20 protein-coding genes and 2 pseudogenes are annotated in these 24,802 nt (G+C 47.1%); 6 read left to right on the forward strand and 16 right to left on the reverse strand.

Annotation, left to right across the window (positions count from 1 at the left end; all coding sequences use genetic code 11):
* Positions 1 to 368: 368 nt before the first annotated feature.
* Together NST07_RS25170 and NST07_RS25175 are read left to right on the forward strand one after the other, a co-directional pair.
* On the forward strand, positions 369 to 713 hold the full coding sequence (locus NST07_RS25170) for a hypothetical protein (protein WP_342480351.1): 345 nt from the start codon (positions 369 to 371) through the stop codon (positions 711 to 713).
* Between the two features lie 247 nt (positions 714 to 960).
* A pseudogene (locus NST07_RS25175) lies at positions 961 to 1,143 on the forward strand (FAD-binding protein); the annotation flags it as partial.
* 99 nt (positions 1,144 to 1,242) lie between these two features.
* On the opposite strand, the gene NST07_RS25180 reads toward NST07_RS25175, so the two are convergent.
* From NST07_RS25180 to NST07_RS25205, 6 genes and pseudogenes are all read right to left on the reverse strand, one after another.
* A complete protein-coding gene (locus NST07_RS25180; protein ID WP_342480352.1) occupies positions 1,243 to 1,896 on the reverse strand; it encodes a response regulator transcription factor in 654 nt (217 codons plus the stop codon).
* Positions 1,893 to 3,089 (reverse strand): sensor histidine kinase, encoded by a 1,197-nt coding sequence (locus NST07_RS25185; protein WP_341379349.1) that lies wholly within the window; start codon positions 3,087 to 3,089, stop codon positions 1,893 to 1,895. Before NST07_RS25185 ends, NST07_RS25180 begins: the two co-directional genes overlap by 4 nt.
* Positions 3,090 to 3,374: 285 nt before the next feature.
* Complete coding sequence (locus NST07_RS25190) at positions 3,375 to 3,575, reverse strand: SDR family oxidoreductase (protein WP_341380402.1); 201 nt, start codon at positions 3,573 to 3,575, stop codon at positions 3,375 to 3,377.
* Positions 3,570 to 3,689, reverse strand: a pseudogene (locus NST07_RS25195) (SDR family NAD(P)-dependent oxidoreductase); the annotation flags it as partial. The pseudogene NST07_RS25195 and the gene NST07_RS25190, both read right to left, overlap by 6 nt.
* A 1-nt stretch (position 3,690) precedes the next feature.
* Positions 3,691 to 4,401, reverse strand: a complete 711-nt coding sequence (locus NST07_RS25200) for a glycosyltransferase family 2 protein (RefSeq protein ID WP_341095211.1) — start codon at positions 4,399 to 4,401, stop codon at positions 3,691 to 3,693.
* A gap of 174 nt (positions 4,402 to 4,575) precedes the next feature.
* Positions 4,576 to 6,795, reverse strand: coding sequence for an MMPL family transporter (locus tag NST07_RS25205; RefSeq protein WP_342480353.1), 2,220 nt, complete (start codon positions 6,793 to 6,795; stop codon positions 4,576 to 4,578).
* Positions 6,796 to 7,090: 295 nt separating this feature from the next.
* Between NST07_RS25205 and NST07_RS25210 the strand changes: the two genes are divergently transcribed.
* The gene (locus tag NST07_RS25210; RefSeq protein WP_341095214.1) at positions 7,091 to 7,708 is read left to right on the forward strand and encodes a TetR/AcrR family transcriptional regulator; all 618 of its coding nucleotides are present in this window, start codon (positions 7,091 to 7,093) and stop codon (positions 7,706 to 7,708) included.
* A gap of 28 nt (positions 7,709 to 7,736) precedes the next feature.
* Complete coding sequence (locus tag NST07_RS25215; RefSeq protein WP_342480354.1) at positions 7,737 to 10,193, forward strand: MMPL family transporter; 2,457 nt, start codon at positions 7,737 to 7,739, stop codon at positions 10,191 to 10,193.
* Between the two features lie 187 nt (positions 10,194 to 10,380).
* On the opposite strand, the gene NST07_RS25220 is transcribed toward NST07_RS25215, so the two are convergent.
* The 5 genes from NST07_RS25220 to NST07_RS25240 all read right to left on the reverse strand — a co-directional run bounded on the left by NST07_RS25220 (position 10,381) and on the right by NST07_RS25240 (position 18,112).
* Positions 10,381 to 12,498, reverse strand: a complete 2,118-nt coding sequence (locus NST07_RS25220; RefSeq protein WP_342480355.1) for a serine hydrolase — start codon at positions 12,496 to 12,498, stop codon at positions 10,381 to 10,383.
* Between the two features lie 250 nt (positions 12,499 to 12,748).
* Positions 12,749 to 14,140: a sigma 54-interacting transcriptional regulator gene (locus tag NST07_RS25225; protein WP_342480356.1), complete on the reverse strand. Its 1,392-nt coding sequence runs from the start codon at positions 14,138 to 14,140 to the stop codon at positions 12,749 to 12,751.
* 110 nt (positions 14,141 to 14,250) lie between these two features.
* A complete protein-coding gene (locus NST07_RS25230; RefSeq protein WP_340897038.1) occupies positions 14,251 to 15,195 on the reverse strand; it encodes a DUF561 domain-containing protein in 945 nt (314 codons plus the stop codon).
* Positions 15,196 to 15,249: 54 nt separating this feature from the next.
* Positions 15,250 to 16,485 (reverse strand): OFA family MFS transporter, encoded by a 1,236-nt coding sequence (locus NST07_RS25235; protein WP_342480357.1) that lies wholly within the window; start codon positions 16,483 to 16,485, stop codon positions 15,250 to 15,252.
* Positions 16,486 to 16,528: 43 nt separating this feature from the next.
* The gene (locus NST07_RS25240; protein WP_341095226.1) at positions 16,529 to 18,112 is read right to left on the reverse strand and encodes an acyl CoA:acetate/3-ketoacid CoA transferase; all 1,584 of its coding nucleotides are present in this window, start codon (positions 18,110 to 18,112) and stop codon (positions 16,529 to 16,531) included.
* Between the two features lie 683 nt (positions 18,113 to 18,795).
* Here NST07_RS25240 and NST07_RS25245 point away from each other — a divergent pair.
* Together NST07_RS25245 and NST07_RS25250 are read left to right on the forward strand one after the other, a co-directional pair.
* Positions 18,796 to 19,311 (forward strand): hypothetical protein, encoded by a 516-nt coding sequence (locus NST07_RS25245; RefSeq protein WP_341379354.1) that lies wholly within the window; start codon positions 18,796 to 18,798, stop codon positions 19,309 to 19,311.
* Positions 19,312 to 19,365: 54 nt separating this feature from the next.
* Positions 19,366 to 19,521 (forward strand): hypothetical protein, encoded by a 156-nt coding sequence (locus NST07_RS25250; protein ID WP_342480358.1) that lies wholly within the window; start codon positions 19,366 to 19,368, stop codon positions 19,519 to 19,521.
* A gap of 306 nt (positions 19,522 to 19,827) precedes the next feature.
* On the opposite strand, the gene NST07_RS25255 is transcribed toward NST07_RS25250, so the two are convergent.
* The 5 genes from NST07_RS25255 to NST07_RS25275 form a co-directional block, all read right to left on the reverse strand.
* Entirely contained in the window at positions 19,828 to 21,255 is a 1,428-nt protein-coding gene (locus tag NST07_RS25255; RefSeq protein WP_341379356.1) for a 6-phospho-beta-glucosidase, read from the reverse strand.
* 1 nt (position 21,256) lies between these two features.
* Positions 21,257 to 22,552 carry a DUF4038 domain-containing protein gene (locus NST07_RS25260; RefSeq protein WP_341379357.1) on the reverse strand — a complete coding sequence of 432 codons (1,296 nt, stop codon included), beginning with the start codon at positions 22,550 to 22,552 and terminating at the stop codon, positions 21,257 to 21,259.
* Between the two features lie 72 nt (positions 22,553 to 22,624).
* A complete protein-coding gene (locus tag NST07_RS25265) occupies positions 22,625 to 23,929 on the reverse strand; it encodes a PTS transporter subunit EIIC (RefSeq protein WP_341379359.1) in 1,305 nt (434 codons plus the stop codon).
* A 134-nt stretch (positions 23,930 to 24,063) separates the two neighbouring features.
* Positions 24,064 to 24,363: a PTS sugar transporter subunit IIB gene (locus tag NST07_RS25270; protein ID WP_076109937.1), complete on the reverse strand. Its 300-nt coding sequence runs from the start codon at positions 24,361 to 24,363 to the stop codon at positions 24,064 to 24,066.
* Positions 24,364 to 24,365: 2 nt separating this feature from the next.
* Positions 24,366 to 24,719 (reverse strand): PTS lactose/cellobiose transporter subunit IIA, encoded by a 354-nt coding sequence (locus NST07_RS25275; protein ID WP_341379360.1) that lies wholly within the window; start codon positions 24,717 to 24,719, stop codon positions 24,366 to 24,368.
* Positions 24,720 to 24,802: the final 83 nt, after the last annotated feature.

The following is a 24,802-nucleotide window of genomic DNA, read 5'->3' on the forward strand; positions in this document are numbered from 1 at the left end:
TCCGGCCGCTGCCCTTCTCCCGATTTCTTGATTTAACCCGCTATTTGCGGTTGAAATCCGGAGACTGCTTATGCTTTCGAAGCGAACTTTCCTACGGAAAGCTTTCAGGCGGTCGCTATCGCTCCTACAGTTCCAAAATTCCCCTCCGCTGCTTTAGCCTCAAGGTAGTTCTTTAGTTCAACTTGTATAGGTATTTTTATCGGGAATCGCCAGCTACTTCGTTAATACAGCCTGCTCCATCTATTCAACTCTTTAAGATTTCAGATTCTTGCTGCTGAACAGCGTCTAAAGTGAATTCTGAGGAATAGATATCTATATACGGGAAACTGGAGACCAGCAAAATCCGTTATAGCAAAGGGGGATTTGTTATGCATCCGGCTGCAACCTACGCCGCAACCGTCTCTCCCCATACCTGTACCACATTTCGCGCTCTTGTTGAAGCAATAATCCCAAATACTGCGACAGGCTCCGTATGCGGGGACGTGCAAACTGCAGGTGCTGTTAATTTATGTGTTCACGAGTATATGATCTGGGAGCTGGACCACTCTCTTTCGCTTGTGCAGGGTTTTTATTTGACAGTTGTACCGCTAGCCTCTCCTGTCGCCGGGTTGCTCAATTGCGGTGCCGTTCAATTCGTCGCCTCCGGACAAATGCAGGCTGTTATTGATTATTCCGTTTGGGAGGGAAGTCCGTTCGCCGCCCTTCCGGAATGATGCAGGTCTTATACGGTATAACATAGATTTCCTCAACAGACAGACCATGTTTGGCAACTACTCGGAATGGCCGGCATACGGAAAGACCCGGCTCAGTGTTCCGACGAAGCGGAGACTGGAAGGGTTCCGGTGGGTTGGATACAAGCAGAATACCCGGGAATTGTCTCTGGTTATCGGGCCCTGCTTGGCAATGTGTTGACTATTGAGCGGCAGGGAGGGGGATCATCTATTGTGTGCAGCTGAGCCCATGTTCGATGCTGATGTAATTGTTATCGGGACCGGCGGCGGAGGTGCCGTTGCGGCTAATGAGCTTGGAGAAGCGGGGCTGAAAGTTCTGGTACTGGAAGCAGGGGCCTGGTACGGAAACAAGCAATGGGTGAATCCGAACAGTGAACACGGCGGAGAATGGAGCGCTGATTACAAGGATTTGGTGGAAGGTGAAGAGTACTCCCTCTCTGAAGGGTAATTAATTCTGAATTTGACTTCAATCACTTTCTGATCATCACCATAGTTGCAGGACAACCCGATCTTACATTTCCAAAATCCCCCGCTCCAGTGCAACGGCAACCGCCTGCGAACGTGAATCTACTCCAAGCTTATTGTAAATGGTCGTTAAATGTGCTTTTACGGTACGCTCGGAGATTCCCATATCAATGGCAATTACTTTGCTTTTGAACCCCTTGGCGACAGACTGCAGGATGAATATTTCTTTGTCAGTCAAGCGATTGGCTTCATGTTTCAGAGGAATTGGAGCTTTCTGCTGCGACTTGACTGCAATTACCCGTTCCATAATATCGGCGGAGAGCAAGGTTTCTCCACGTACTGCCGACTCAATGTTTCTGAACAGATTCTCACGGCTGGTATCTTTCAACAAATATCCTTTCGCCCCCATGGCCAGGCCACTAATCATTAGATCGTCCTCGTTATAGGTTGTGAGAATTATTACCGGAATCGTGCATCCTTGGTTCCTTAACTCCTTCATCGTATCCAGGCCGCCCATAACTGGCATATTCAAATCCATCAGAATCACGTCTGGCTGCAGCTCCTTGATCAATTGCAGTGCCTCTGAACCGTTCCCGGCTTCACCAACCATTTGAAACTGCTCACTTGTCTCCAGAATCAGCTTTAATCCTTCCCGGACTACAAAGTGATCGTCTACAATCATAATTTTGTATACATTCATGTAAGTTCTCCTTCAATGAAAGGTGTCTCCAGCTTAATGCGGGTTCCTTCTGAGTTACTGTCCACGTTAATCTCTCCTCCAATTAGTCTTACCCGCTCTTTAATTCCCAGCAACCCATAGTGTCCGGCATCCTTGCCAATATCATCTGTTTTAAATCCAATGCCATTATCCCTAATCTCAATAATCAGCCTGTCGTATTGCGTGGAAACCACAACCCATACTTTATCAGCCTTTGCATGGCGGGCAATATTGGTCAGACATTCTTTAATGATATGCAGGCTATGTTCCATCAGCAATCTGGACAACCGCTTGTTCAAATGATATTCCGTGGATACAAGGATCCCGGTGGCGTCATTAAAATGTTCAATTTCATCGCCAATGGCCTCCTTGAAATCAATCTCGGGTGCTGATTTCAAGCGCAGATTGTCAATCGCTCTCCGGGCTTCGGCCAATGTCCGGCGTGCATGCTGCATCGACTGCCTGATAATTCCCTGCGCCCGCTCCGCATGATTCTGTGACATATGAGCATCTGCGGCTTCGAGCTGCATAATGAGTCCGGCAACCCCTTGTGCCAGTGTATCATGCAAATCCCGGGCCATACGCTGGCGTTCATTCGCAAGGGTTAACTCCTCCACCTTCTCATGGGCTTCTCTCAGATCCTCCAGAAAGCTCTGAATTCTGAGCCGCTCTTGGACCTGCTTGAAGAACAATATTGCATAAGCCAGCACAATAATCAGCATCAGAATAAATATAGGAAGAAATAAGATAAGTTCACCGGAATCTCCAACAGTCAAAGCGGAATTAAAAAATACCACAATACTGATAAGTGAAACGAATACTGCTCTCTTCACCCGGAAGGAAAGACTGAGGCTCTGAGCTATCAGTATAGGCAGCAGTCCGATTAAAACCGCCTGATAACCATCTCGCATTAAAATCGCACACAAATAAATTAAAGCCGCTTGAATTGAGAAATACAGCCAAAATTTATTGTGAGTGACTCTGTAGGAATTCCAGTGTAATAATCCATGAACTGTAAACAAGCCTGTAAATACAGCACCTTCTAAAATCAAAGGCTCCTTAAGAAATTGCAGTATTATTGTTCCTGCATAAACGATTGACACCCAAATCAAAGTCGGCAGCCTTGAAGCGAATAATTCACTAATATCCTGCATTCCGTTTTTTTTATTGTTCAATGGTCCTCCCCCTGATCGTCTCTCTGATCCGTAAGTTTTATTTTAACCTAACTGCATTCTGCTGTAATCCTCTATTAAATACATGTAAAAGCATCCCTAACTTTATAATTTTCCACTTCTTTTAATTCTATAATGTTGTAAGACTTTCCACACCGTCCAAAAGGGCAAATGATATTTGCCCTTTTGGGCAGTGTGGCTGAACTCCTCATAATACACAAAGAGACATTGCATGGAAATCTCCATCAATGCCTCTTAACCTTTGCTTACGAGTATTCATTGAGCGTGCTATGGGTTAATACGCCGCCAGCCACCATCTGCCGCAATCACAGTTCCGTTGACAAACTTGGAATCCTCGGAGGCAAGGAAAAGGGCAACGGTCGCAATTTCTATAGGCTCAACCGCCTCACTGCGCTGAGTTCCTAGCAACGATGCCCACGGCTGCCCCTCCGGCCAGATTGATTCCGTCCACGACCTCAGAGACCACATCCCCGGATCGGCCACCACAACCATGGCACCTTCCTTGGCATACAATTCCGCTATCGCCCGGCCTACCCCTGACGGTGCACCTGTAACAACCGCTACTTTATTGTGTAATTTTATCTTAATTTCCTCCTTTAACATGGTACAGAATCCCTCTCTTTTTGAGCCAGCCGATGACCATGGCATCCATAAAACCTGTGCACCCCTCCTTCAAAATCCCATATTTAGATACGCTGTATTTCCTTCTCTGATGGGTTACCGTGACTTCAAGGACTGAGAATCCATTCATCTTTGCGAGTGTCGGCAGAAAACGGTGCATTCCATTGTATAAATGAAAGCTGTCTGCCACCTCCCGGGTGAAGAGTTTCATAGGGCAGTCTGTATCATAAATCGAATCTCCGGTGATCCAATTGCGAATTCTATTTCCGAGCCGCAAAGATATTTTCTTCAGCATGGGTTCTTTGCGATCCACCCGTTTTCCATTTACAAAATCGATCCTCTCAATAAATGGCATCAGTCTGAAGATATCCCGGGGATCTGTCTGGAGGTCTGCATCCATAAGGGCGATTAATTCGCCTGTAGAGCGCTTAATTCCGGCCCAGACCGCAGCCGTTTGCCCATAGTTTTTCTCAAAATGAATGACCTTTACCGCCTCATCCATCTGGGCGATTTCATTCAGCAGGACAGCACTTCGATCTCTGCTGCCATCATTCACCAGCACTATTTCATAACTTTCCACTTTCTCTTTCAACGCGTTCGTGATGCTTAAGTAAAGATCGTAAATATTACCCTCTTCGTTATAGACAGGTGCGACCACTGAAAGGCGGGTCATGGAGCAACACCTCTTTGCCAATGAATTACTGCACCGTACACCAATCCCGCATACCCCACCCCAATAACGCCTATCCTCACTGCAACCTCCCCCAGTTTCTTAACGATTTATGGATAATAATGCGGCAGTCATTGAATATTGTACTAATCAACGGCTGCCGCTTCTTAAACCAGCTTATTCTAAGGGTTCAGCCAAGAATCTGATATTAGCTTCCTTCACAAATTTCAGCTGTTTCTGTTCTACTTCCTTCATAACTTCCTCACCCTCCACATCCAGGTTGGGAAGCAGCCGGTCCAGCCACTTTGGAAAATACCAGGCCGACTTCCCAAGCAGGGTCATAAGACCAGGAACAATCAACATCCGGACTACAAAGGCATCAAACAGAACCCCAAAGGCGAGCGCCAGTCCCATGACCTTGACCATAGGCTCCTCTGCCAGAATGAATCCGGTAAAGACGGCAACCATGATAAGTCCTGCTGCGGTTACGACTCCGCCACTGTGGTGCATACCGGCAAGAACAGACTTCTTGGCATCTCCACTCTTCTTGAACTCCTCACGCATCCGGCTGACCAGAAACACTTCATAGTCCATCGCCAGGCCGAACAGAACACCAACTACAATGATCGGCAGGAAATTGAACACCGGCGCTTCCGCATAGAATCCGAACAGCTTTTGGAAATGACCATCCTGAACAACATAGGTGACAAATCCCAAGGTCGCACCGAGCGACAGAATGAAGCCGAGCACTGCCTTGATCGGAACCAGAATCGAACGGAACACCAGCATCAGCAGTACAAAGGCCAAACCAACAATGATCAGGCAAAATTTAGGCAAGGCCTGATTCAACTTCTGAGTGATATCAATATTGACAGCAGTACTGCCGGTTACCCCAATTTTGACATGATCCTGCTGCTCTATTTCCGAAGCCTTATCACGAATCAGATGCACAAGGTCTAAGGTTTCTGAATCATTGGGTCCCGTTGCCGGCACGACGGTAATCAGCGACACTTTTCCGGATGGTCCAGTCACCGGCGGGTTTACCATAACGACGTTGGGGTAGGTCTTCACTTCTTCAATCACTTTATTAAGATTGGCGGCAGCCGCTTCCCCGCCATCTGTTTCTGCCAATATTACTAACGGTCCATGATACCCTTCACCGTAGGCTTCACTTAGGAGGTCGTAGGCCCGGCGCTCGGTTTTATCCGGCGATTTATGACCGTCATTCCCAAGGCCCGTCTCCATGTGGAAGAATGGCAGAGCAATGGTTGCCAACAGCGCAACACCCAGCACTACAGCCACTAAAGGCTGCCCGGTAACAAATCTTCCCCACAAATTCCCGCGGCCTGCCGGCTTCTGCTTGCTTTCTGAGCCCTTGGAACGCTTGACCGGTGCTTTGATTTTACCTCCCATTAATTCTAGTATTGCCGGCACCACAAATATCGTCATCAATATAGCAGTGAATACACATAGCGCGCCTGCCATGCCCATAGCACTAAGGAACGGTACGCCCACAAAGGAAAAGCCGAGCAGAGCAATAATAACTGTTATTCCAGCAAACACCACTGCACTCCCGGCTGTTCCATTCGCAATGGCGATTGCTTCCCGTCTTTCATAGCCTTCGGCAAGCTGCTGGCGGTATCTGGCGATAACGAATAATGCATAATCGATGCCGACAGCCAGTCCAAGCATACCGGCCAGCGATAAAGCAAACGACGGAATGTCCAATATACTCGTTCCGATAATAATCAGCATAATACCAAAGCCAAGGCCTAAAGCCGCTGTTAAAATCGGTAAAGCGCCGGTAAGGATAGAACCAAGAGCAACTGCAAGGATTACCAAGGCCACCAATACCCCAAGTGCTTCGGCCGGACTGCTGGTTGCTATTTTTACGTAGCCGTCGCCGATCAATTCGGCCTGCCAGCCGGCATCCCGCAGGCCTTCTGCAATCTCGGTAACTGAATCCTTCGATGCCTCTGTAACTTCGTCACCTGGCACTTTATACGTAATTGTGGCATAGCCAATGCTGCTGTCCGCATTCAATGAATGGTTGTCATACGGACTTACAACCGAAGCTACCTCCTGATCCGCTGCCACTTCCTTAAGCTTCTCCGCAATTAGCTGCTGTGCTGCTTCAGAGGATAACGTTTCATTGCCGGGAGCCTTTAGCACCAATTGGGTTTTCCCGAGGTCACCCTGCGGGTTTGGAAATTCCTTTTCCATAACCTCCAGTGTTTTTTGCGAGGCAAGTCCGGGAATGGAGGTTTCCTCACCAAAATGGATACCCATCGACAGTGCCACAATAGCTGCTGCCACCAAAAGTGTAATGCTTCCCAGTAGGACTTTAATCCGGTTCTTCGCCGACCAAAACCCCAGCCGGTATAATAATTTTGCCATTTCAGTATCGTCTCCTCTATGCTAAATGTTTTTCTCTATGCCTTTATCTTATAGACCGGGAGACCTTCTGCCATCGTCCAAAGGGGCACGGAGAATCTGCCCTTTTGGGCAGCCCTTTAGACAACAAAACATGCGAAAGTTATCTTTCGACATGTTTTGTTCATTATGGTTTCAAGAAGCTCATATTCCGCAAATAATTGCCCATTGTGCAATTTTGCTCTTTGGGCAATAATATAGAAATAGCAAATAGAGAGCAGAGCATCCTCTGTACTCAAGAAAGGAGGTCGCTTGGAACTTGAACCCCAAGCCGACATTGCGCGATAAAAAGAAGGAAGCCACAGCTTATGCCTTATCCCAATCCGCCTTCGAGCTTGCACTTGAGTTGGGTATGGACGGCTTCATTGTCGATGATGTTGTCCAGAAGGCCGGCTACTCCCGGCGGACCTTTGCCAATTACTTCTCGTGCAAAGAGGAGGCGGTAGCAGAGTATTTTATGGGCAACATTTCAAAAGAGGACAAGAACATACTGCTAACAGGCTTGGCTCCGGATGCAACACCACTGGATGCCTTGTACAAATTGCTGAAGCTGCAGTTTACTTCCGAGTTTCTGTATCAATTACGCCAGTTCGTATCACTTGCTAATCAGTACCCTTCGCTGGAGCCTTATATCCTCAGCGTATTCCGCCGTTTACAGATCGCAGCACAGCAGACGCTCGAGCAGTTCTCTCATGGACGTTATGCGGACGGATATACCCATCTTCTTGCGGGTGCTGTCTATGGAGCGTTCGTGCCAATTCTGGACGGACGGCTAAACGTGCTGCTGCCGGGCGAGTCACAGGATGAACACACCGGTGCATTGTCGTTCGATCAATATTTGAATTCCATGTTTGCTTATTTACGCAACGGCTTCTAAACCAGAGATAAAAAGGAGAAACCATTACATGTCAACATTTCTATACCGATTGGGAAAATCGGCTTATTCCAAACCATGGTATTTCCTTACGGCCTGGATTCTTATTCTCGGTGTTGTAGGTGCCCTGCTAGGCGTCAATGGCATCCAATCCAGCTCCGAAATGAAAATTGAAGGCACGGAATCGCAAAAAGTTCTGGATATGCTGGCTGAAGAGCTTCCTGCTGCTGCCGGCGGCCAGGCGAGCGTCGCCTTCACCGCGCCTGCCGGAGAACGGCTGGACACGCCGGAGCGGACAGCGCTGATTCTGAAGGCTATCAATGATGTCTATAATATGGAGTATATTATCAACCCGGCCGAGCTGGCTGCTCAAGCCGCCGCTGCTGCGGGACAAGCTACAGGAGCAAACCCGTCAGCCGCTACGGGACAGACTGACGCTGCGGGTCAAGCCGCTGCCGGTGGTCAATCTGCCACTGCTGATCCTTCCGCAGCTACGGGTCAGACTGATGCTGCGGGACAAGCTGTTGCCAGTGGTCAATCTGCCACTGCAGACCCTTCGGCCGCAACGGGTCAAGCGGCTGCTACAGCTCAGGCAGCTCCTTACGGACCGCTGTTGGCTGACGGTGTTCCGGTTCCCGGCGTCATGTTATCCGCCGACGGCAGCATCGCCCTGTTCCAGTTTCAATTCACTGTTCAGCAGACGTCGCTGCCATCTTCCGTACCGGATAACATCATCAACACTGTGACCGAAGTCGAGCAGGCAGGCTCTGGCATCACAGCCATTCCGAGCGATTCGCTGAAGAGTATTCCGTCGATCGGATCGACAGAAGCGGTAGGCGTCGTCGTCGCAGCCATTGTACTGTTTATTACGCTTGGCTCGGTCGTTGCCGCAGGGCTGCCGCTGATCACCGCACTCCTTGGCGTCGGGATCAGCGTCGGCGGAGCGTTTGCCCTCTCAAGCATCATCCAGATGAATGACATCACGCCGATTCTCGCCGTTATGATCGGTCTGGCTGTCGGCATCGACTACTCGCTGTTCATCGTCAACCGGCAGCGACGGTTGATTCTCGATGAGAAATTAAGCGCCGGCGAAGCAGCAAGCCGGGCATTAGGTACCGCCGGCAGCGCAGTATTTTTCGCCGGACTAACCGTTATCATCGCCCTATGCGGCATGCTGGTCATCGGCATTGGCTTCCTGTCAACCATGGCTCTAGTGGCCGCTGTCAGCGTTCTGATCAACGTCCTGCTGGCGCTGACCCTGCTGCCTGCGCTGCTGGGTCTGGTGGGTGAACGGATCTGCACCGCTAAGGCCCGCTCCAAAAACGTTGCTTCCGTTAACAAAGCCCGCCACGGGTTCTCACACCGCTGGGCGAACGCTACCGTGAAATACCGCTGGATCATCATTATTCTGGTGGTTCTGGGTCTTGGAACAGCGGCGATCCCGGTAACAAAAATGGAGCTGGGTATTCCGTCCGGTGCCTCGGCGAACCTGGACACCCCGGCACGCCAGAGCTATGACATTATCTCCAAGGGCTTCGGCGAAGGCTTCAACGGACCACTGCTGCTGGTGGCCCAGCCGAACAACCCGGCCGACAAGATTTCTATGCAGACCCTGGGCAAGCTGGTTCAGGAGCTGCAAATGCATGATAACGTCACGCTGGTGTCCCCAATGGGTGTCAATGCGACCGGAGATATCGCCATTATCAGTCTAATTCCAAAAACCGGCCCGACAGATACAGCGACAAGAGATCTGGTACAGGATCTGCGCGATCCCGCTTCCGGCCTCGCATCCGGGAATGATGTTAAGCTTGGCGTGACTGGCTTCACCGCCATTAATATTGATATGTCCTCCAAGCTTTCCGATGCTTTCCCAATTTATATTGGCATCATCGTAATTCTGTCGTTAATCATCCTGCTGCTCGTTTTCAGGTCGGTCATCGTTCCGATCAAAGCGACAGTTGGCTTTATTCTCAGCGTGCTCGCCACCTTCGGCCTTACCACAGCCGTGTACCAGTGGGGATGGCTGCACTCCCTGTTCGGTTTTGACACCGGGGGTCCGCTGCTCAGCTTCATGCCGATTCTGGTCACCGGCATTCTGTACGGGCTGGCGATGGACTATCAAGTGTTCCTGGTCAGCTCCATGCGCGAGGCTTACGTCCACGGACGCCGTGGCAACGACAGCGTCGTTCATGGCTATGATCTCGCCAGCCGCGTCGTACTTGCAGCAGGCATAATCATGGTTTCCGTCTTCGCCGGCTTTATCTTCGCACCTGACGCGATGATTAAGCAGATCGGCTTCGCGCTGGCCTTCGGTATCCTGATCGATGCCTTCATCATCCGTATGACGCTCGTTCCGGCCGTAATGGCGGTCTTCGGAGACAAAGCCTGGTGGCTTCCGAAATGGCTGGATCGTCTGCTTCCCAACCTTGATGTCGAGGGCGATAAGCTAATCGCCAAGCTCCATGCCGAGGGCGGAGAAAAGAAATAAAAAAAGGCGGCCGTTAGACCGTCCCCCAAAATTCTTAAAAAGCAGAGCCTGCGGACAATGTCTGCAGGCTCTGCTTTTTGTAGTACAGCCCAATATATTCATCGGGCGCAATCTCCCTTTTTTCCATTTCATAAGGGGGCTTATTAAGTTGAACTAGATATATGAACTCCTGTCGCTGTCCGCCCTCTCAGTTGCCCGCTTCCCCGGACTTCTCCGTCAGTCCGGCAACGATCTGATTGATCGGATTCGTGAACAGAGCATACAGAATTGCAGCATTCTCCTTTTTGCTCAGCGCATCTCTGGACTTGAAATCAACAGCCCCCTTGGCATTAGCCTTGATGTCAGGTCCGTACAGTCCCAAAGCCACGGCCATCCTCACTGCCGGAACCGCCCATTTATCCGTTTTGCCGGCCAGCTTCACATCTTTGAACAGCTCATCCGGGTACTGTGCGCTGAGCAGTTTCCACACCATTACCGCCGCCTCCTGGCGGGAAATGACCCGGTCAGGCTGGAACTCTCCGCCTGGCGTTCCTTGAACCATTCCGAGTTCAACGGCCATCTGTACATATGCGGCATCAGGATGACCCTGCAGATCAGGGAATGCCAGCTTCTCTGTCTTGCTCTCTTTTATATTGCTGCTCTCCAGCATCAACCGCACATACTCGGCACGTGTAGTTCCCGCCTCAGGCTGAAAGCTGAGCGCCGCATCATTCGGCAGATAGCCCAGCGACTGCAGCATCATAACCGGGGTCGCATACGGATGGCTCGCGGTGACATCGGCATAACCGACACCATCCGGCCCTTTTTGCTCATAGCTGTAAGGATTGAGGTACGGTTCTTTCAGATAGGCGCCTTGTCCGCCCGAAGTCATTTCAAAGCCAGTAAATTTCTTGGTAAGCGCATCAATGAACAAATTATCGTCCACCTGACGCAGCTGGCGGGTGCCCAGCAATGCATCACTAATGCTAAGCGCACCATTTTTTACAGCAACCGTGGAGACCAGGCTCTTGAGACGGAGATCCGCATAGTAACCCGTGAACGCATCCAGGGCTTCGGCGCTCAGCGGCTGGAAGGTTCCCAGCTTCGCCGGTGCGGCATATTGCGGGAAAAATTCCTGGATAAACGCCGGGTAAAACAGCTCCCGCAGCACGCTTTGCTGATTATAGGCAATAAAAACTCCGGTATTCTGCTCCGGAATCAGGAACATATAAGAGCTGAAGCCGATTAAATCGCCTGCCTTGGTGATAATCTTGGAGCTGCTGCCGGCACCGGGAAGCTGCATGGGTGCTTCGAAGCCGTAGGTGGTATTCGGCAACAACGGGTTGATGGAGGAGCGATATTCCTTCATGGAGTCTACTGTACTTTCAGCCAGAATGCGGTTATTTCCCGCCACACCCCCATTCAGAAAAGCAGTCATGAACTTGCCGATATCATCGGCGGTGGACAGCATGCCTCCATGCGGCATGACGGTTGGAGTTACTGTATACAAGTCAAGCGCCTTGCCTGCGGCATCATAGGCCGTAGCGAGATCTTCCTTCAGCTTGCCTTCCAGCAGGAAGCCGCTTTTATCCATATTCAGCGGTGCAAATACATGCTTCTCCATATAATCCTCATAGGACTCGCGGCTGGCCTTCTCCACTACCAGACCAAGCAACAGTGAAGCGAAGTTGTCATACATGTAAGAAGTGCCCGGCTCTCGGACAACCGGCGGCATGTGCTGCAGCACATAATCCTCAATAGATACCTTTGTCCCGAAATCATCATTGATATCTTCCGGCTGAGGGTCCTGAATCCGGAACCCAGTGGTATGGGTCAGCAAATCCTCCACCGTTACCGGAACCCCGAAGGGATTCTCGAATTCAATCGGTCCTGTATAGGTCTGGAAATCCGCTTTCAGATCAATTTTCCCTTGCTCTACCAGCTGCATAGCGGCAGTGGCGGTGAAGGTTTTGGATACCGAGGCCATGCGGAAGACCGTTTCATCAGGGTCTACCTTCGTTTTACCGGCCTTGTCCGCATAGCCGAAGCCTTCTTCAATCACCGTCTTGCCATCCTTGACCACAATGACAACCGCACCGGCAAGCTGCGCTTTTACCTCTTTCATACTGAAGAATTGCTTGAGGAACGCCGCGGCATTCTCTGTCGTCAGCGGCTTAGCTTGCCGTTTAGCAGATGCCGGAGGAGGAGACGCAGGGGAAACGGCAGACGCATGCACCATCGGGGCCGTCAGAGTCAGAATCAGGGTAGCGGCAAGCACTGTCCTCGTCCAAAAAGCGGGACCGCTACGCAACATTGACAAATTCATTCACTTCACTCCATTTCCATTAAAATAATAGGTATAGCTGTTATTACGGAATTTTATGGATTTGGATTCATTAAATTCAAGCTCCAATAAGGCGAATATAAAATCATATTTGTTTCACCGCAGCAGCTCATGCGGGAACAATCTGTCCCTGGAACAAAAAAAAGCTCCAGCCCAAATGAGCTGAAACCTTTGATTTCATGATTACCAGAATCAAACTTTAATAATGTTCCATTCAGGACAGGTTGCGCTGTTATAAGGTTTTGGGGGCCAGCACTTCTTCCATTTTCTTTAGCTTTCTGTAAATAACCGATCTGTCCACACTTAATTTCTTGGCCGCTTCTGTTCCGTTACCATAACAATCTTTCAGTACTTTTTTTATATAACGCCCCTCTGCTACTGCAGTGAAGTCTTTCAGAGTAGACAGCTGATGTTTATTCTTTTCTATGAAGTGGTCTATTGAATACCAATCCGCAACATTATCCTCTTCCTGTTGGCTAATTCCCATGTATTCCGTAACCACAAGTCTTTCGATATAGTTCCTTAACTCTCTCGCATTCCCATGCCAAGGCTGACTAAGCATCTTATCAAACTCTTCAGCACTTAAGACATATTTCTTACCATACATTTGATTGAAGCTGGCTATAAAACTGGAGATTAATCCTACAAGGTCTAGTTTGCGGTTGCGAAGCGGAGGAATATGAATCGGGATCACATTAATCCGATAATATAAATCTTCCCGGAACAGCCCTTTCTTTACCATACTCCACAGATCCCGGCTAGTAGCTGATATAACACGACAATTGATCGGTATATTAGTGATGCCGCCGACTCTTCTCACTTCCTGATTCTCAAGAACCCGCAATAATTTGGCTTGCATCTCGAGAGGCAAATCCGCAATTTCATCCAGAAATAGAACCCCTTCATTGGCAATTTCAATCATGCCTGTCTTCACTTCCGCCTGCCCTTCAAAGACTCCTTTTTCGTATCCAAACAATTCATATTCAAATCCAGCCGGAGCAATAGCTGCGCAGTTAATCGCAATGAAGGGACCCTTCCACTTTTCACTCTTTAGATGAATATATTTCGCTATAACCTCTTTGCCCGTTCCGGATTCACCATATATTAACACTTTACTGTCGTAGGATGCTATTTGGTTGCAGACTTTAATAATTTGTTTCATTGCCAAACTTTCGGCAACAATACCTTTCCCTTTTCCCGCTGCAGCTTCTCCTAATTGCTTGCTGATTTGCTGGGTTACAGGTACATTAGCCTCATAATAGGTGTGTTCCTGTTTGAATTCATTTGAAGTGGTGACTACCAGCTGCACCTCCCCGTCCTTATCCAAAATAGGAATAGCTGTCGAGAATATATGAAACCCTCTTGACGTAATGATATTCTTAGATACTTTTTGTTTACTTTGAATGGCTTCCATCGTAATGGAATGACCATAATAGCCTGCCTTCACCAAATCCTGGACGTTGGCCTTTAGCAGCTCTTCTAATTGAACTCCAATGGTTAAAGCGGTAAATTCATTGGAAATTAATATATTTCCGTTTGGATCGGTGACAAATAAAGTAGACGGCAATTCTCCAATAATTTCGTCTATCGTACGTTTAGCTGTTTTTTTATTTCTTTTAGTCAAATTTATCAGTCCTATACAGTTGTATTAACGCTTACTTCATATTTAGAAAAAAAGCCAAATGATATCATTACGTAAATGATACCACTTGGCTAATATATATTACACTTTAATTATGCACCAACAACTGATAATTTCCCCAGCTTCTCAAGGATTTCTTGCGCCTCTTCAAACATAGTGGTAATCATCTCTTCAACCGTGGTAATCTCATTGACCATCCCACAAATTTGTCCTGCCATTACAGAGCCAGTATCCGTATCTCCTTCGAATACGGCTCTGCGCAAAGATCCTAAACTTAATTTCTCTAACTCTTCACGAGAAGCCTTTTCATTTTCAAGTCTAAGGAATTCAGCGATCATACTATTCTTAATACTTCTTACAGGACCACCCAGGCTGCGGCCAGTAACCGTTGTGCTCGTATCATCTGCTGTAATTACTGCTTGTTTGAAGTTCTCGTGAGTAGGGCATTCCACTGTAGCCAGGAACCGGGTTCCAACCTGAACACCCTGTGCTCCGAGCGCAAATGCGGCTGCGACCCCACGGCCATCCGCAATCCCGCCGGCTCCAATAACCGGAATGGAAACCGCACTAACTACTTGAGGCAGCAGAGCCATCGTCGTTGTTTCACCAACATGTCCGCCCGCTTCTGTTCCCTCAGCAACAATCGCATCAACACCTAATGCTTCCATTTTCTTGGCGATTTTTACAGAAGGGACTACCGGAATTACGATAATGCCATTTTCTTTGAGAGTCTTCATGTATGGAGCGGGCGTGCCTGCACCCGTGGTAACAATCTTCACATTTTCTTCTATAATGACTTGAATAAGTTCAGGGATATTGTTCATCATCAACATCAAATTTACAGCGAAGGGTTTATTGGTGCTTTCTTTTGCCTTACGAATCTCGTCACGAAGACGATCAGCAGTAAATCCGCCTGAACCGATAATGCCTAGCCCTCCCGCATTAGAAACAGCACCTACTAGAGGAGAAACGGCGATTTGAGCCATACCACCTTGAAAAATTGGATATTTAATACCTAATAATTTTGTAATCGACATCCTTATAAACCTCCATTTTTTGATTGTTTTTTATCGTTAATGTAACTAAGTTTCTTAAGCAGCTTTAGCGGCTTCTGGTTTTGGCTGTTGTTTTTCCATTGCTTTGAAAACAAAGGTTAAGGCAAAACCAACCAAGGAGATAACCAGAGCGATGTAAAAAGCATTCGTGAACATTCCGTCATTAGCTGCTGCAACCTTACCGGCAATTCGCGGTCCGAAGAATGCTGCTCCTGAATAACCGATAAAAGTTACACCATAGTTCACGCCGTAATATTTCATACCAAATTTCTCACCGACAATAGAAGGGAATATTCCCATGGTTCCGCCAAAGCATAAGCCAATTCCTACGATGGCTACTGCAAATCCGGCTATTGTTGTAGATAATGCTATAGTCAACATCATGCCCGCAATGACCAGATAGATAATGAGCAGACATTTTACCCGCCCAATTTTATCGGACACAGCACCCCAGAATACACGACCAATGCAGTTACTGAGAGAGTATAAACTTACATATAGTGCTGCGGCTGCGGCCGAAAGTCCAAACATCTTCTGACCGATTACAGAAGCATTAGCTGTTACCATCATTCCTGACAAGGCACCGATTAAGAACAGGCAGGCTATCACATAGAATAATGGCTTCTTTATCATTTCGTGCCACTCTATATTAACTCCACCCTTAGAAGCTGCAGCAGCCGGAGGCGTCCAGCCTTCAGGGATATACCCGGCCGGGGATGCTTTAACGAGTAGAGCAAGGCTTAGAATGACTACTAAGAAGGCGGCCCCGAGCATGATCAATGCTGGCTGGACACCATTGCCGCTAATTAACGCGTTAGCTATAGGTGCTATAACGATGGAACCACCGCCATATCCCGCTGTAACAATTCCGGCAGCTAATCCTCTTTTATCCGGGAACAGCTTAACGCTGTTCCCAATTGTAGCTGAATACACAATTCCCTGACCTATTCCGGTAATTACACCGTATGTGATATACAGCATCCAAGGAGCGGTTGCCAATCCGGAAAGAATAAATCCAAGCCCAAACATTGCTCCGCCAATGAATATAGCCTTCTTGGCTCCCCCTTTATTTACCAATTTCCCTCCCAGGATCATTGGAATTGGAGATATAGCCGCATTAATAGTAAAAGCCATCATAATATCCGGCATCGTAACATTAAATACTTTGGTTAATGGCAGTGCAAAAATACTGAATGCGTATATTGCACCTACACAGATATTAATGATCGTTGATGCAATCAATATCCTCCAACGATTCAATTTTACATTCATGACATCATCCCTTTTCATGGTTTATTAAATCAGTAAATAATCACTATACTTCCAATAAAATCTGATTTTTTGCGGCAATAATAGACTTCAATTTTCCCCAGTTTTCCTGGAACATGGCTTGATCCATCTCTTTAAGATTTGGTGAGATCGCCGGTTCAAATTCCATTTGATCCAGAATATGAGTTTGCAAGTCAACACCTGGTGCTATTTCAGTTAATGTAACTTTTCCATTCTGCAGTTCGAATACTGCGCGCTCAGTAACATATACAACGGGTTGCCCAACTTTGGCGGCATATGAACCGCTGAACGTGATTTGTTGCACCTTCTTAATGAACTTTTTTACTTTTCCCTCTTGGAGTATTTGCAATTTTCCATCTTCAGCCTTGATCTCTAGCCCGCCAGCTGTAAATGTACCTGCGAACACAAGCTTTTTGGCAGCTTGAGAGATATTAATAAACCCGCCGCATCCAGTTACACGAGTTCCAAATTTGCTGACATTTACGTTCCCGAACTCGTCTGTTTGAGCCAAGCCAAGGACAGATAAATCGATTCCGCCACCATCATAGAAATCGAACTGCGAGTCATGATCTACAATAGCTTCAGAGTTATAAGCATGACCGAAGTCTTTCAGACCTGCGGGAACACCACCAATCGAACCCGCCTCTGTTGTCAAAATCAGTTGGTCGCTTACTCCCTCTTCTGCTGCTATGTTTGCAACATTAACCGGAATTCCAACCCCAAGATTCAAGATCGTATTCGGTTGAAGCTCTACTGCAGTTCGGCGGGAGATGATTTTGCGCTCATCCAGCAGTAGGGATTCAATAGACTCTGTAGGTACTTTTACATGACCGGAGAATGCCGGATTATAATGAGTGTTTTCTGTCTGGTAATGATTTTCCGGTTTAGAAACAACAATATAATCTACTAAAATCCCTGGCACTTTAACATCTTTAGGATTAAGAGTGCCACACTTTGCGACCGTCTCTACCTGGGCGATAACTATGCCTCCCGAGTTGCGGACAGCCTGAGCGATAGGCAGAACCTCCATATGCAGGCCTTCTTTTTCAAGAGTCAAATTGCCATTCTCATCAGCCACAGTTCCGCGGATCAAGCCGATATTAATAGGGAAGGATTTATAGAACAACCACTCTTCGCCCTCTAATTCAATAACCTTCACTATGTCTTCCTTCGTAGACGGGGACATTTTTCCGCCTTCGACCCGAGGATCTACGAACGTCTCCATGCCTACTTTGGTAATCACACCAGGACGCTTAGCTGCAATTTCCCGGTATAGCTGAGTAATTACACCTTGGGGCAAATTGTACGCTTCACACTTGTCTTCTTCGATGAGCTTAGCCATCCCAGGAGAAGCAATTGCAATTCCGCCAATCCATCGTTTAATTAATCCCTCATGGCCTAAGTGGCTCATTCCTTTGTCGCGGCGGTTGCCGACTGCACTCGCATGCATTACAGTCAAATTCTTCGGTAATCCTGTTTGCACGAAGCGATCTTCAATGGCTATTCCCATCTCTTCTGCCCAGCATGATAATCCAAACCCGCTGGCTGCAACTGTATCTCCATCTTTAATGAGCTCCGCTGCTTTTGCGGCTGAAATTACTTTTGTCATTTAATCTGCTCCCTCATATGTGAATATTTTCACTTTTCTGATTAAAAAAATAAAACTATTGCTTCGCATGCCTTAAATCTATTGTGAAATATTTCGCAATGTCATCGTATTACAGAAAAAAGAACGGGTCAACAGGCCCGAAATAGCTCTACATCAAGGTTTTTTTCTGTAGATTTTTTGCGACTCACTCTTTTGAACACACTCTTTTTAAGCGCATTTTTTCTTTAATGATTATAAGCTTGTTGGAATAGACAAGTGAAATTCAACTCTAATTTTTTCTTATTCGGATTGGATGTAACAGTCGCAAAATAACCACACTATTTCATTCATCTTGTTTAAAAGATATTAAAACAACCTGGAGGTGACCTTTCATATTCGGCGAATTATACAAATTCGTGCAGAATGCATTTTAAGATATTTTACAAATATCAAGAAAAAAATAAAATATTTTTCCCATGCTGCGTAAATTGCATTTTTGCAACACCTGAATCTCTTGAAAAAGACAGAGCTGTAGTTCAATTTAATATGCCTTAGCAATATGCAACACTGGCAACGCAAGAGGATTTTGATAAGTTTTATATATAATTATAAATCAGTGGTTTACAAATGATATATTTATACCCTATAATCGTATTAATTAGTGGTTAAATAACCACTAAAATAAAATAACAGAGGAATATATTATGGGAAACAACAACCCTTATTCTTGGAAAACTAGTTGGAAACACGCTGTTTTAGAGTATCAGATTAAAGAATTAGATACCTCACAAGACCTCTCCAGATCAGCAATTACGAGTAGAGCAATCGTTGAAGGAGCCAAGATAACCGATTGGACAGTACCAAAAGAAAAATTGGCCTTGATTAAGAGAATGGATATTCCAATTCCTACATCTATGCAGGCAAAACCAGATGAAGAAGCATCAGAAATGCTGCCAGACATTAGAACTAAAATTCTTTGTGATTTGGAGGGAGAACTTGAAAGACTTCAGACCCCATATATGATTCAATTGTTGTGGGTTAACTATTTAGAAGTGTTGAAACAGAAAGCATTAACTGTAGGAGTAGAAAAGGCAGATAAGGATGACCTCACAGGTCCAGAAATGGTAAAAAGACTGGTTCAGATTCTTCTGTTAAACAGGGATGCAGACGTACAGATTATTGAGAAAATCAAAAGTGTCTTACTGAAATGGGAGGAATAGATAGTATGTATCAGAATGTTGTAAGTCCAACCAAACAACAAAAGGATATGACAGATGGCACTCCAGTATATCAACGAATTGCTCGGATTACCAGAGCTACAACTTCAACAAATCGTCTCCATGGATACACAGGAGGTTCATCTGGAGGCATCGCCGGTAGCCTACAAACAACCTTACCCCACAGCCGGGCTTTCTGTATCCAAACGGTAGAACAGGCGCTTGGCTATAAAAGCTCTTCCAGTCGAAAGCGAGTGGCTTTCCAAGCAGGCTTGGCGCGAAGCTCTAGATGATTGGGATGCAAAAGGAACTGCTAGCTGAAGAAAAACTGGTCGCAGGAACCCATGCACTACTCACTGATCTGGAACCGACCGTTGGCGGGAAAGGATCGTGACTACGGCGAATGTCTGGACTTCCGGCCGCTGCCGCTCTTCCATTATAGAAAAAAACCACCCCAGATAAAGGAGATGGTCGCAGGAATAAGTTGCAATACTTCACTCGGAAAATTTAGAATTCAATTTATTCCAAATCTTCACCGTTGCTCTGGATAACCTTTTGATACCAATAAAATGATTTTTTCTTACTGCGTTTCAGTGTCCCATTCCCTTCATCATCACGATCAACGTAAATAAATCCATAACGCTTGCTCATTTCGCCTTTGGTCGCACTAACCAGATCAATACATCCCCAAGTCGTATACCCCATCAGCTCAACGCCATCTTCCAGGACTGCCGCTTTAAACGCCTTAATATGCTCACGCAGATATTCGATTCGATAATCATCTTCTACATAGCCGTTTTCATCCGGTGTATCCACCGCACCAAGCCCGTTTTCCACTATAAATAATGGCTTCTGATAACGGTCATATAAAATATTCAGCGCTGACCTCAACCCTAAGGGGTCGATCTGCCAGCCCCATTCGGAGGATTTCAAATAAGGATTTTTAATGGATTTAAATATATTTCCGGCCGTTTCATGAGCAACTGATGGATCGGTGGCAACAGCCCGGGAAGAGTAATAGGAGAACGAAATAAAATCAACTGTATACTGTTTTAATAGTTCCCGGTCTCCTTGCTCCATCACAATATGAATATTTTCCCGTTGGAATTTTTTTAGTGCATAATTCGGATAGGCGCCCCGGGCTTGAATGTCAATGAACAGATAATTTTCCCGGTCCTTTTCGACTGCTTTAGCATAATCCTCCGGACGGCAAGAATAAGGATAATTATTTCCTCCTGCCAGCATACAGCCAATCCTATTCCCGGGATCAGCTTCATGCGCTATTTTAGTTGCAACAGCACTGGCCATTAACTGATGGTGCATGGCTTGATATTTTACCTGTTCCTCATTTTCATCTGGTTCAAAGCATAAGCCCGCGCCCAAAAACGGTGCATGCAGTATCATATTCACTTCATTAAAGGTCAACCAATATTTTACCAGCCCTTTGTAATGATTGAATACGGTACGACAATAGTTCTCAAAAAAACCAATCATTTTACGATTACGCCATGAACCGTATTTTTTGATAAGAGTAACTGGAACATCAAAATGGGCTAATGTTACCAAGGGTTCGATATTGTGCTTTCTTAATTCCCGAAAAATATTCTCATAAAAGGTTAAACCTTCTTCGTTCGGCTTCTCTTCATCCCCATTGGGGAAAATTCTAGTCCATGATATCGACATACGATAGGTTTTAAAGCCCATTTCAGCGAATAACTTGATGTCATCAATATACTGATGGTACATATCAATTGCTTCTTGAGCCGGATAAAAGTGCTGATCATCAAATTCAAGCATTTTAATTTTCCCGGCCATTACTCCTGCCCGATCTTTGCCCGTAGGCAATAAATCAACATTTGCTAAACCCCGGTTTCCTAAATTATATCCGCCTTCACTTTGATTTGCCGCGGTTGCACCGCCCCACAGAAAGTTAGGACCTAACCCCATTCTATATCACCTCATATGATTTTTTCACACCAATCACAAGAACATCGCTTTCGAAATCATGCATATCTATTACTGTCGTTTTCTCTTTAACAGTGATTACAGCTCCCGCAAATCTGCGGTGTTCAAGATCAATGATGGTAAACTCGTATTCACCAAGCTCCGCATTTAACCTTAGCACTGTATTGACAGGGACATAAATGGCAACCTTGGACAAGCTGGCGGTTGCCGCTGCCCGGATCTCTTCCGTGTTCTTAAGCACAATGTCCCACGGCTGCAAACCGGTCAGCCCATACATCTGAAACAGCCATTTGGCAAATCCGTAATCCCATGCCCCTTCGAATTTGAGGGCAGTCTGCCAATCATAGGGGCTGTCAAACCCTTCTCCGGTAACTCCGAACCGCTCGCCCTTCTTGTGCCAGCTCCAGATTCCGTGCGCACCGTAGGTTACACCGGCGGCTGCTCCGGATAGAAGACTTTGCCACGCAGCCTTGCGCACATCGGCCCGGCTAAACCGGCCGTAAACCTGGCGGCTGTACCCCATCATCTCGTAGCAAGGCTCCGAGTTCAACACCGGCCGTGTTACCGGCTTGCTGCTGAAATCCATAGCTAAGGTATAGGCCATGGGCTGAAACTGTGAATTGTGGCCGGACTGATACATGTAGAAATCCAAAGCGGGATCATTTATGAATTCGTCCGGCACCGCCGCTGTTCTTCCTTGAATATGCAGGGTGGTCAAGCACTCCGGGCTATGCTTTTTCACAACATGAAGTGCCTTCCGGTAATATTCGTTCGCCCGTTCGGACGGAAAATCGGTGTCCCCGCTCACGACATAAATCGGGCAGTATTTGGAGAAACGGTCCGCTGCATAACGCACGTATGGCTCCACTGCATCAAGCGGCATCTTTTTATCCTCCCGGATTCTGGACGCCCAGGTATCCGGAATATAATTGCACCAGAGCAGGACCAGCGCCGGCACAAACCCTTTGCCCACTGCTATGTTCACCATTTGCTCAGCTCTTGCGAAATACTCTTCATTTAACGAATAAAAATCATAAGTACCGTCTTCACACCGGGCAAACGGCTCCTGATTCAAATCACTGCCGCTGGCATCCCACTGCCGCAGCAGATTGATCTGCAGAACATTAAAGCCCTGGCTTTTCCTGTAGTCCAGGTAATAGTTCCATTCCTCCAGCGAGATATTGGTGAATGCGCTCCAGACCGTATCCGCCAGGTAGAAAAACGGAGCCCCCTCGCTGACGAAATAACGTTTGTTCTCCGCTATGCCAAGCTTGATCATACAAGCTTCCCCCCTTCTGGAGTAATGACAGAAAACGGCGATGAATCGCCGTTTTCCGGGTGTATTGTCCGGTTATGAGGTGACTGCTCCGGCATTGACTCCGGCTGCATCTTCCTTCTCCGAGGTTTCCTGTGCATCTTGTTCTCTCTTCAGCGCCTGTCTGTCGAGTATTCTAAAGAACGGATAGTAAATCAGCATACAGACTGGAATAAGTACAAGCTGCGCGACTGCAAGTCTCCAGCTGCCCTCGATGATCCCCAGCGCAAAGATCGGAGTGCCGAATGCGGGATATATTCCGATAGGTGCTGGCAGCAAGCCGATGGTGGTCGCAAAATAGCCCAGCACTACACAAACGATAGGGGAAGCGATAAACGGAACCGCCAGAAGCGGATTCAGAACGACCGGTATGCCGAAGTTCAGAGGCTCGTGTATCGAGAAAAACGTCCCCGGGAGGCCCAGTTTCCCAATCGTACGCAGCTGCTTGCTCTTGGCGAGAAAGACCAGCAGCAGCGCGAAGCCGAGCATTGGTGCATAATTTGCAAAGATGTACCAGAACGCCAGTCCGATAATGTTCGGCAGCGGTGTACCGGCCTGAAAGGCTTCGAGGTTCGCAAGATCCAGACTCATCCAGATAGGCTTCACGATGGCCAAAGTCACGATAGCTCCGTGAATCCCGAACATCCAGAGCGCCTGCATAATGATCAGCGCGATAATCATGGCCCCCAGCGATCCGCCCAGCCCTTCCAGCGGCACTTGCAGATAGGTATAAATAAATTGATGGACCGTAATGAAAGAGGTCTGCATGAACAGGCCTGAAATCACCACGAATACAACAGCTACGAGTATCGCCGGAATTAATCCCGAGAAGGTTTTGACGACCGTAGGCGGAACTCCCTCCGGCATTTTAATGGTCCAGTTGCGGTCAACAATCCAAATATACAATCTCGAGGCGATCAAGCCGACGAACATGGCTACAAACAACCCCTGTGCACCAAGCCATTGGAGCGGCAGCGCCCGAACCTTGTCGAAGGTCTCTACCGGCGTGAGGATAAGGAACGAGAGCAGTGCAGTCGCAGCGGGAACCAACGGGTCCTTGTCGAAGGCCTGTGCCAGTCTGTAAGCAATGAAGAATACGGCATACAGGGCAATAACCCCCGTAGTCATGGTTGATGCCAATCCGATAATTCCCTTTACCGGTGCAATAAAGTTCTGATAAGGCTCCCAGGCAAGCGCAGAGAACAGCGTCGAGAACGCCCCGACAATCAGAAAAGGGAGTGTTGACATCAGACCGTTCGAAATAGCACTCATATAGCGGTTTTGCTGAATTTTACCTGCATATCTTTGCAGCTTGTGGGATAGCTTTTTTTCATTTGCCATATCCGTTCAACTCCTGCTTTAGAATTTCATCTGATAACCATCACCTAGATAACGCTTCCATTTGATGAAATTATGTTTTGCACCAATAAAAGCTGTTCTTGCGAATCCGCCGCAGCTGCTTCAGATGGCAAGGATTACAGGCTTAAAGCATCAGCAAGCACTTTCTCACCGTTCATCATGCCATAGTCCATTCGGTCAATTACGCTCACTTTAATGCCTTTAGGTTCATATTTGCTTTTAAAATCGCCTTCCAGATAACCGACCTGCGGCCCAATCAGCAGCACATCCGTCTTGTCCGCGTACTCCTTGAAGGAGCTTTCAGAGGTAGCCCTGATCTCTACCTCAACATTTTGGGCCTGGGCGGCCTTCTGCATTTTCTGTACCAGCATACTTGTAGACATTCCTGCTGCGCATACCAGAGTTATTTGTTTCATTCTTAGTCCTCCCTGATTGTAGTGTTATGGACAACCGCCGCTTCATAGCGGTTCAATCTGCTATATAGCTCCACAATATGTCCCGCCAAATCCTTTGTCGTAATGGCCGACATCAGATGATCCTGTGCATGTACCATCAACAGTGTCACTTCATGTGCGACTCCTCCCGCTTCCTGCTGGATCAGCTTTGTTTGCGATTTATGCGCACCCACCAGCTCCTTCTTGCATTCCTCCAGACATTCTGCTGCCTGCTCTGCTTGGCCTTTCTGGGCAAGGGCAATAGCTTCCATAGCCTTGCTCTTGGCGATCCCCGAATTGGTTATAATCCCCATAATGATTTCCTGATACTCATCCAAAGCGTTCACCTCTTAAATTTCATATCTTTGTTCTACAAGATCAGTGTATACGATTACAACTCACTTCTAAACGTAATCCTTTT

The sequence above is a fragment of the Paenibacillus sp. FSL L8-0340 genome (assembly GCF_038593145.1).
Lineage (GTDB): Bacteria > Bacillota > Bacilli > Paenibacillales > Paenibacillaceae > Paenibacillus_AQ.